The sequence below is a fragment of the Blastococcus sp. SYSU DS1024 genome (genome assembly GCF_054050795.1).
Window position 1 is genome coordinate 1 of sequence record NZ_JBJHAA010000041.1, and the last position, 7,584, is coordinate 7,584.

The 7,584-nt window shown below is 65.9% G+C and carries 7 protein-coding genes and 1 pseudogene; 6 read left to right on the forward strand and 2 right to left on the reverse strand.

The window, feature by feature from the left end; all coding sequences use genetic code 11:
- The 5 genes and pseudogenes from ACI79S_RS20580 to ACI79S_RS20600 all read left to right on the forward strand — a co-directional run.
- Positions 1–221: pseudogene (locus tag ACI79S_RS20580) on the forward strand (CpaF family protein); the annotation flags it as partial.
- Positions 222–319: 98 nt separating this feature from the next.
- Positions 320–1,069 carry a hypothetical protein gene (locus ACI79S_RS20585; protein ID WP_456595302.1) on the forward strand — a complete coding sequence of 250 codons (750 nt, stop codon included), beginning with the start codon at positions 320–322 and terminating at the stop codon, positions 1,067–1,069.
- 21 nt (positions 1,070–1,090) lie between these two features.
- Complete coding sequence (locus tag ACI79S_RS20590; protein WP_456595303.1) at positions 1,091–1,297, forward strand: ATPase, T2SS/T4P/T4SS family; 207 nt, start codon at positions 1,091–1,093, stop codon at positions 1,295–1,297.
- Positions 1,298–1,538: 241 nt separating this feature from the next.
- Positions 1,539–1,751 carry a hypothetical protein gene (locus tag ACI79S_RS20595; protein ID WP_456595304.1) on the forward strand — a complete coding sequence of 71 codons (213 nt, stop codon included), beginning with the start codon at positions 1,539–1,541 and terminating at the stop codon, positions 1,749–1,751.
- Positions 1,752–2,140: 389 nt separating this feature from the next.
- Positions 2,141–2,713, forward strand: coding sequence for a hypothetical protein (locus tag ACI79S_RS20600; RefSeq protein WP_456595305.1), 573 nt, complete (start codon positions 2,141–2,143; stop codon positions 2,711–2,713).
- A gap of 1,569 nt (positions 2,714–4,282) precedes the next feature.
- Here ACI79S_RS20600 and ACI79S_RS20605 read toward each other — a convergent pair.
- Together ACI79S_RS20605 and ACI79S_RS20610 are read right to left on the reverse strand one after the other, a co-directional pair.
- Complete coding sequence (locus tag ACI79S_RS20605) at positions 4,283–4,789, reverse strand: hypothetical protein (protein ID WP_456595306.1); 507 nt, start codon at positions 4,787–4,789, stop codon at positions 4,283–4,285.
- 727 nt (positions 4,790–5,516) lie between these two features.
- A complete protein-coding gene (locus tag ACI79S_RS20610) occupies positions 5,517–6,398 on the reverse strand; it encodes a DUF4839 domain-containing protein (protein ID WP_456595307.1) in 882 nt (293 codons plus the stop codon).
- Positions 6,399–6,795: 397 nt separating this feature from the next.
- Here ACI79S_RS20610 and ACI79S_RS20615 point away from each other — a divergent pair, with 397 nt between their 5' ends.
- The gene (locus tag ACI79S_RS20615; RefSeq protein ID WP_456595308.1) at positions 6,796–7,326 is read left to right on the forward strand and encodes a hypothetical protein; all 531 of its coding nucleotides are present in this window, start codon (positions 6,796–6,798) and stop codon (positions 7,324–7,326) included.
- Positions 7,327–7,584 lie beyond the last annotated feature (258 nt).

Genomic DNA, 7,584 nt, shown 5'->3' on the forward strand with positions numbered 1-7,584 from the left:
TCGAGGAGATCTGGGTCAACGAGCCGGGCCGGGTGTTCGTCGCCCGCCGGGGCCGCAGCGAGCTGACCACGACGATCCTCGCGCCCGGTGAGCTGGCCGACCTGGTGGAGCGGATGCTGCGCACCTCCGGTCGACGGATCGACATGTCGACGCCGTTCGTCGACGCGATGATGCCCGACGGCTCCCGGCTGCACGTGGTCATCCCCGTGTCCACCCGCTAAGCAGGCATCATCGCCCCGTCACTCTGCGTTAGCCGCGCCCGTAACGGGGTCGCGCTAGGCGTTTCAGCAGGTTCGGTGCTCGTGGTCTGATCGTCCGCGTGAAACTGATGCGCCCCTCGACGCTCGTTTTCCTTCACCTCTGTCTGGCTGTCACCTGCGTGGCGGCATGCGCGCGCGAGCAGGGGGAGGCAGGCGAGACGGCGGCGGACAGCAGTGCGGCTGTTCGAAGCAGCTTCGCTGCGCAAGCTGAGGCGGCGGTAGACGCGTTGTGCAACGAGTGGCGATACGACCCGAACCTCAGCATCGACGCCAACGAAGCATCCCTTCGGGACCTCGCTGAGAGTTTCGAGCACAACGAGACTACGGCGGACATCCAACGTCAGGCTTGGATTGAGTGCCCCGAGAACTTCGAAGAGTTCTGGGCCGCGAGAGAGATCGTGCAGAACCAAGAGCGCGAGGCTGCTGCCAGCGAGTACAGCCAACGCCCCGTCCCCCAGCCGACGCCAACGCGGACGCCGGGCAACGGCGGCGCCTCGCAACCGACAACTGTCGGCAGCCCTGAACTGAGGAACTACCTGGCCGGAAGGGGTGTGGATGACTCCCTCGTGCGACAGCTCGGTGCGATGGCGGACATCACCGGGTACGGGCTGTCCCCAGGCAACCCGTTGCCCTTCGAGCAGGCGCAGGGGTTCGCTGTGGCAATCATCGATCGCTGTGATGAGGTATCCAGTGGCCAGATCACGTGGTCGGACGCGGTCAACGAGGATGTTGGCGACGGGGCTCCAGTGTCGGATGCCCAACAGATGAACAGCTACCTGCAGAGCACGTTCTGTCCGCGCGTCTACTGACCCGACATCACCCGCCGGCACATGGCGGTCAACATCCGCAAGTTCGTGCTGCAGGCCCACTCGCTGGACGAGCTGGTGGCGCTGGGCACGCTTCCCGCCCAGGCGACTCGCTTCCTGGAGGCCGCCGTCGCCGCCGGGCTCAACATCCTGGTCTCCGGCGGCACCCAGGCCGGCAAGACGACACTTGCGATCTGCCGGGCGCAGCTGGCTCTCGAACCCGCCCATTAGGTATCCCCGGGCGCACCATCTGACCTGCGGGGATGGGCCCTGTGGTCGCGGTGTGGTCGCAGCGTCCGTGGGTCAGTCCAGGGTGCGGACCTCCTCGGTCGGGTGCCAGCGCACCTCGGCGCCCTGCTGGCCCTCGTCGAGCGGGCCACCCCGGTGACTGCGGTCAGGAGTCGCGCCCAACAGGGCCGGGAGGGTAGCGGGCGGTCCGAGGCGCGATCAGGGGCAAGCTACGGTCGAGGTCATGCCGCAGTACCGCTTGATCCTCACCCCGCCGGAGACCGTCATCGACGAGTTCGAGAGCCCGGACGACCAGCAGGCCGTGGGCGTGGGCATGGCCAAAGCCACGACCCACCGGCGAAGCAACTCCGTGTCCCGGGGTCGGGACTTCCAGCTCCAACGTCGTGACGGCGACTGGGAGCTCGTGCTCGGCTGGACCGGTCTCACCGGCGGCTGAACGGGAGACCGACGGGTCGCCGCCCGAGCCGTGCCCTACCCGCCGAGGCCGCTGCCCGCTGCCCGCTGCCCGAGTTCGCGGGCCCGCGTTGCCCCGGTCCTTTCGTCCTCCATGCGGGTCCAGGCGTTCCTGCTCGAGCAGTAGGCCGACCGGCCGGTTGTTGGGCAGGATCGCCCGGTTCACCGACCGGTGTTCTCCGTGGTGCGCAACATCTTGAACAAGCGCGGAGTGCGCCGGCGAGCCGCCGGAGCGGCCGTCGTCCGCGAGGCTTAAAGACCCTGTCGGAGTACGTCCCAACCCTCGCCCAACGACCCAACGGCGTAGACGCCCGCAGGTAACGTCCGGACCTGTGCCGCGGAGCCCCGCGGCGGGTACTGGGGGAGTGACTGTTGGCCGACGTGTACATGTACGTCGACGAGACCGGCAACCTGGACCTCACGGGCGGTCCGGGAGCCAGCCCGTACTTCGGCATCGGCACGGCCGTGTTTTCCGGGGACCACGCCCAGTCGCTGTGGGAAGGCGCCGAGTTGCGGTTCGAGATGGAGCGCGCCGGCCACAACATGCCCCGGGGCTTCCACGCCGTCGAGGACAACCGCCACGCCAAGGAGCAGGTCTTCGACCTCATCCGCAAGCAGGGCCCGCGCTTCGACTCCACGTTCCTCGAGAAGTCGAGGGCCTATCCGCGGGTGATCCAGAGCGGCGAGGTCTACTTCTACAAGCTGGCGTGGTTCCAGCACTTCAAGTACGTCGCGCCGCAGATCACCAGCGCCGGAGACCGGCTCCACGTGGTGGCGGCGACCCTGGGGACCGCGGCGCGGAAGACGGCGGTGCGAGCGGCGCTGGAGGACGTCGTCGCCCAGGTGATGTGGCACCGCGAGGTCACCTTGTGCGGTGGGACAGCGCGACGTCGTACGGGCTGCAGGTGGCTGACTACGGACTGTGGGCCACGCAGCGGGACTTGATCAAGGGCAACTGCTGGTGGTACGACCAGGCGGTGAAGCCGACCGAGCGGTCGCGGTTCACACCGTTCGGTTAAGTAGGCGCCGGCTACTCCGTGAAGGAGAGAGACCCCCTGGGTCTCTTGTCACCGGCTGCGCTCACTACAGCATTACCCCCGGACAGTTACAAGCTCATCCTGGCAACCCCCGCTCCATCGGATGACACGCCGAGCGACGACTACGGTGTGCTGTCGAAGCGCCTGGACAGACTACGGAGGGTCATCGAAGCCCGAAGCAGTCGGCTCGGAACCAGACCGTCAGCCGGTGCCCGCATCATGTGCCGGACGCGGTCGGTGCTCAACGCGAACGCCGAGGGGTCCCTGGTCATGCTGCCGCAGACCGGGCCAGCTGTCGGAACGCGTCCTGTGCTTTGGCTGCACCCGCACGGAGAGGTGTGACAGGGCGCGATGTGGTCGCGGTGTGGTCGCGCACTGCGCGCCAGCCGGGGAGCGGTGGCAGCAGTGGCCGATACCAATTGCGCACCTGACCAGGCACGACGTTAGGTGGCGTCACCGCCTGATACGTCCCCCTCAAGACTTTTAATCCGCTGGCGGGCACCTGGGTATCACCGCGGGAGGGCGACCCACCCGTGCCGGGACTACGTATGTCGGTGCATACAGATGTCGCTGTCCATTTCACCGGCCTCATCGACCCGGAGGTGGCCCTCCGCATCTCGGACGGTGCCGATCGGTCGGTCGGGCTGCGAGCTGCTTGAAGGCTATGAATAGTGGGCTATCGGTACTGCCGGGCCTGAGCGTTCAGGACATGTTCCCGCCACTCCTCCCCGAGCGGGACGACCTCCACCTGCACCTCAATGGACCGCAGTGCCGCCGCATACCAGGACCCCCGGGAACGGTCGGGCCGCCTCCTCGTCGCTCAGACACAACACCTTGCGGTGCACCACCTCAGCTGGGACGCGACGTACACGAGCTTGAGTGCGTCCGCCAGCACCTTGTTTCGCGCTGGCTTCGTCGGCCCTGATGCGCCCACGCCTCAACCAGGACGGCCGGGTCGGAGCCGACCCCATCGACCTCCACGACCGACCCGCGTGACAGGTGCAGCCGCGCCGGCGTCAGCTTTCGCACGAGCAGGATCGTGTGTGATTCGTAGGGGCTTAGCGCGCCATTCGCTTGAGGTCGGCGAGTTGACGTTCGAAGACTTTCCGCTCTTGATCAAGTCGATCGATTTGGCGGCTCGTATCCCTGATTCGTTCTTTGACCTGAGCCTTCTCTCGATCTGAAGATGTCGGCTGCCGCTCCATCATCTTCACCTGCTGCTTAAGATTGTCGACACTCCGCCTTCTGTCGGAGACGGAACGCTCAACGTCCTGAATCTGTCGGCGAAGTTGTGGGTCTATGGCCACGGCTGATTTGACTCCCTTGTGGTCGTTCTGCATGTCGCGATAGGTCTGTGTTCCCGAGGTGCGCCATACGCGGCACTCGTTATGGCACACCGGTAACCGCTGGGAATCCCATGGAGTGCGGTGTCTATCTAGACAGGTGGCCTAGCTGTCGGGCAAGTATTCGGGGGCAGCTACTCAAGAACCTTCTCGACCGCCGCCAGGAACCTGTCGCGTTCGCTCGCCGTCTCCATTGCAGCCATCTTGTTGGCTCGCTCCTTGAAGCGACGGCCTTGCATATGCCACTCCAGGCGCCCCAGAAGGATTCCGCCGGCTCCAACGAAGTCGATATTGTACTTAAGGATGCCGTGGTGCTCGATGAGAACCTCGTCGGCCTCAAAGCCGCGCACCATCGAAAAGTCGATCGTCCGATACTTCAATCCGCCGCCGAACATCTTCCGCTTACCAACACTTTCGAAGATGCCCATGGGGTGTAACGCTACAAGAGCTGTGCTTTCGGTTAGTGCTTCAGGGTTGCGCTCACTGAAGCGTGCCCAGCTCAGGGTGACAACGTCATTCGGGTCAACGCCAGCTTCCCGCAACCCCTGCGAGTATCCGGGCCAATCGATCTTGACCGGCTGCTCGGATCCGACGGGACGGGTTGTGGCCAACAGCTGATCGAAGTGATCGATGCCAATCACGGCGCCTCCTCAGCCTGCAACTCAAGGGGCTCGGATCCTGGCATGGAACGGTGGCCCGGTCACCGCTTGTCGCCACGGTGGTTCGCGAATTCGTAGCCGGACCTGTCACCCGGGCTGCCGCTGTGGCGATGCACCCGCGTTCGTGGTTCAGGGGCTTCGCTCCTTCGGCCGACCTCTCGAAGGTCGAGGAAGTCACGGCTGTACCAGGTGTCGGGCAGAGGCTGGGGTCGCGTCACGGGCTGGACCGTGGCGCCGAGTGCTGGACGACGCCATCGGCGGTAGACGTGGCGCCCACCGGTGCTGTCAAGGGCGCGCTGTCGGGAGGGTCGTCCAGCCTTCGATTTTAAGGCAGCGATAACGCATGTCGGTTCGCGCAGGTGTGGCTGCTCAACTGCCTGTGCGCCGCCGTTCCGGCCCGGGAGCGGGTGATCACCTGCGAGGAGGTCTTCGACCTCTCGGTGCCCCTCTCCCGAGGATCGCGTCGGCAGCCCCCTCTGGTCGTCGGCCCGGTCATTGGTCCCGGCGAGCGTCTACTCATTGGCGTACTCGTCCCGTTGATCAGCACGCGCTTGAGCTCCAGGCGATAGTCGGACGACATGGCTGTCTCCAAGCGGGCCAGGCGTGCCTGCCCCCACTTCAGACACGCCGAGCGCGACCAAATCGCGCCTGCTGGCGGACGCTCGAAAGCGCACCGCTGAACGCAGGCTATCCGGCGTTACTGGCTGGCCTACCTTCGTGTGAGGCCAGCAGCCCCTTCGTCCTCCACCAGGAAAAACTGATGCGGTTCAAATCCGTAGACCGCGCCGACCAGTGCCCTCACGCGAACGTTATCTCCCTCGGAGAAGTCCTCGAGGGGGCTCTCGTGGCCATACCAACCGAGTTGGAACACGGGCCCGTCGTGCGCGGAGTCACCTGCATCACCGGCCACAACGTTGATCGTCGACTCGCCGTTGTGCTCCCGCGGATTGATGTAAACGTCCGCCACGAAGCCATCGAACTCGACGACCTGGACGCGGTACTTCTCGGAGAAGGCGTTCACGTTGTGACCGGTGGCAGGGCCGCTCAAGAGGGCAGCTAGTTCCGGGTTGTTCTCGACCGTCAGGACGCCCGTGTCATCAGACTGGTGGGAGTCGGCGTCGGTCTGCTCGGTGGCCGGGTCGCGCGACTGGTAGGTATTCGTTCCTGCTTCGGGCTCAGTCTCCACCGGTTCCGGTGCCTGGCTCGGCGCCTCGAGGGGCCCTTCGCTCGCCACGCCTGCGGCCTGGGTGGGTAACGCGGTCGGCTCGGAGGTGCCGCCACCGCCCTGGTTCGCCACAACGAGGCCCACAATCACCGTGAGCACTACCAAGCCGCCCGACACTGCCAAAGAGAGCTGCTGCGTCGTCGGCTTCAGGCGGCCGAAGGCGGGCCAGCTCCTGGCGATGAACGCCGCAAGTTGCTGCCAGGAATTCGACGGCTTCACACGCCGGAAGGTCATCTCGGTTCGCAATGCCCCCGGGCGTTGGGTGTCGAGCTCCCAGCCGGCCTTCTGCCACTTCGCGATCGTCTTGGCTCCGGTGCCGCGGATTGCTTGCACGGACTTGAACTCGTACCGCCCGTCGTCGCCCACCGTGGGGCCCCCGGGTGACATAGCCGGCTCATCGCTCGTAGACCCGTCCGGACGCATGGCCCTTCGACCTGTTGTCCCGTGGACGATCTTCGACGACATCGCTCGCTCCTCTGGAAATCCGGCCGCATCCGCGCCATCGAGAAGCCTTCCAGCGGGCTGTGCTCGACTTCGTTAGGCAGTGGACCGTGTTCGTCCCCCGCGTCTCGTGCACCGCGGCCGTCACTCGTCGGATCCTTGGCCCCACACCGTCGAGAGGGGGCCTCCTCAAGACCATGCGTAGTTCGATTGTGTCCCGGCTACGCGTGCCGCTGCCCAGCGTCGGCGCGATGTGGGCTCGCCAGCCCAGCCTCTCGTGGCCCTGTGATGGCCTTGTCGGAGGTATCCCCGAGACTGCTGCGTGGACGTCCCCCTGCTGATCGACCGCCTGGACACCTTTGCCTCGAAGATCCACCAGTACTTGGCGCACGAGGGGTCCGAGCAGGAGATTTCCGACGCCTTGGACTACCTGGTGATGGCCGCTCCTGTAGTGGAGGCGATCCTGGACCATCTGGGTCAGGAGTACCTCGCGCAGAACATCGATGACTCATGGGCCCAGTCGGGCCGTGCCTTTGTGCACCTCAGAGGCCCCTGCCTCCGAGGCATCGGGCATCTCCAGGATCTGGAGATCATCGAGTCCCTCAAGCCCAAGGGCTCTGAGCTGAGTGCTACGAGCCTCCACCCGTGGGTCTGGGGCGCGGCTGCATCGCTGTGGGGTCTCCGGGAGGGGGCCTCCGCCGGGATCTCGGTGGTGGTCACCGGCGACCGGGCGCTGGGCACCGGGCGGCTGTCGTCGCTCACCGACAGCCGGCTGGTCGAAGCACTCATGTCCCGGGCAACCGGCTGGAGGACGAGCCCGACGCGTAGCCCAAGTCTCACCAGCTACCCCTAAAAGTCAGCCCGGACCTCTTCGTCCCAGTGACTGACGACGTGCACCACCGCGTCCCAAATGTGCGCCAGCTCGGAGTGCGCGACGCTCTGTCCTCGGAGGTCGGTGAACTGCACGGCCAGCGGCCAGTTCAGGTGAAGTGACCCCCGTCGGCTGAACACCTCCAGACTTGGCACCAGCCAAGGAGGGAGGGCCCGAGTGGGCCGACGGAGCAAGTACCCCGAGGAGTTCCGGCAGCGCGCCGCGCAGCTGGTTCTCGAC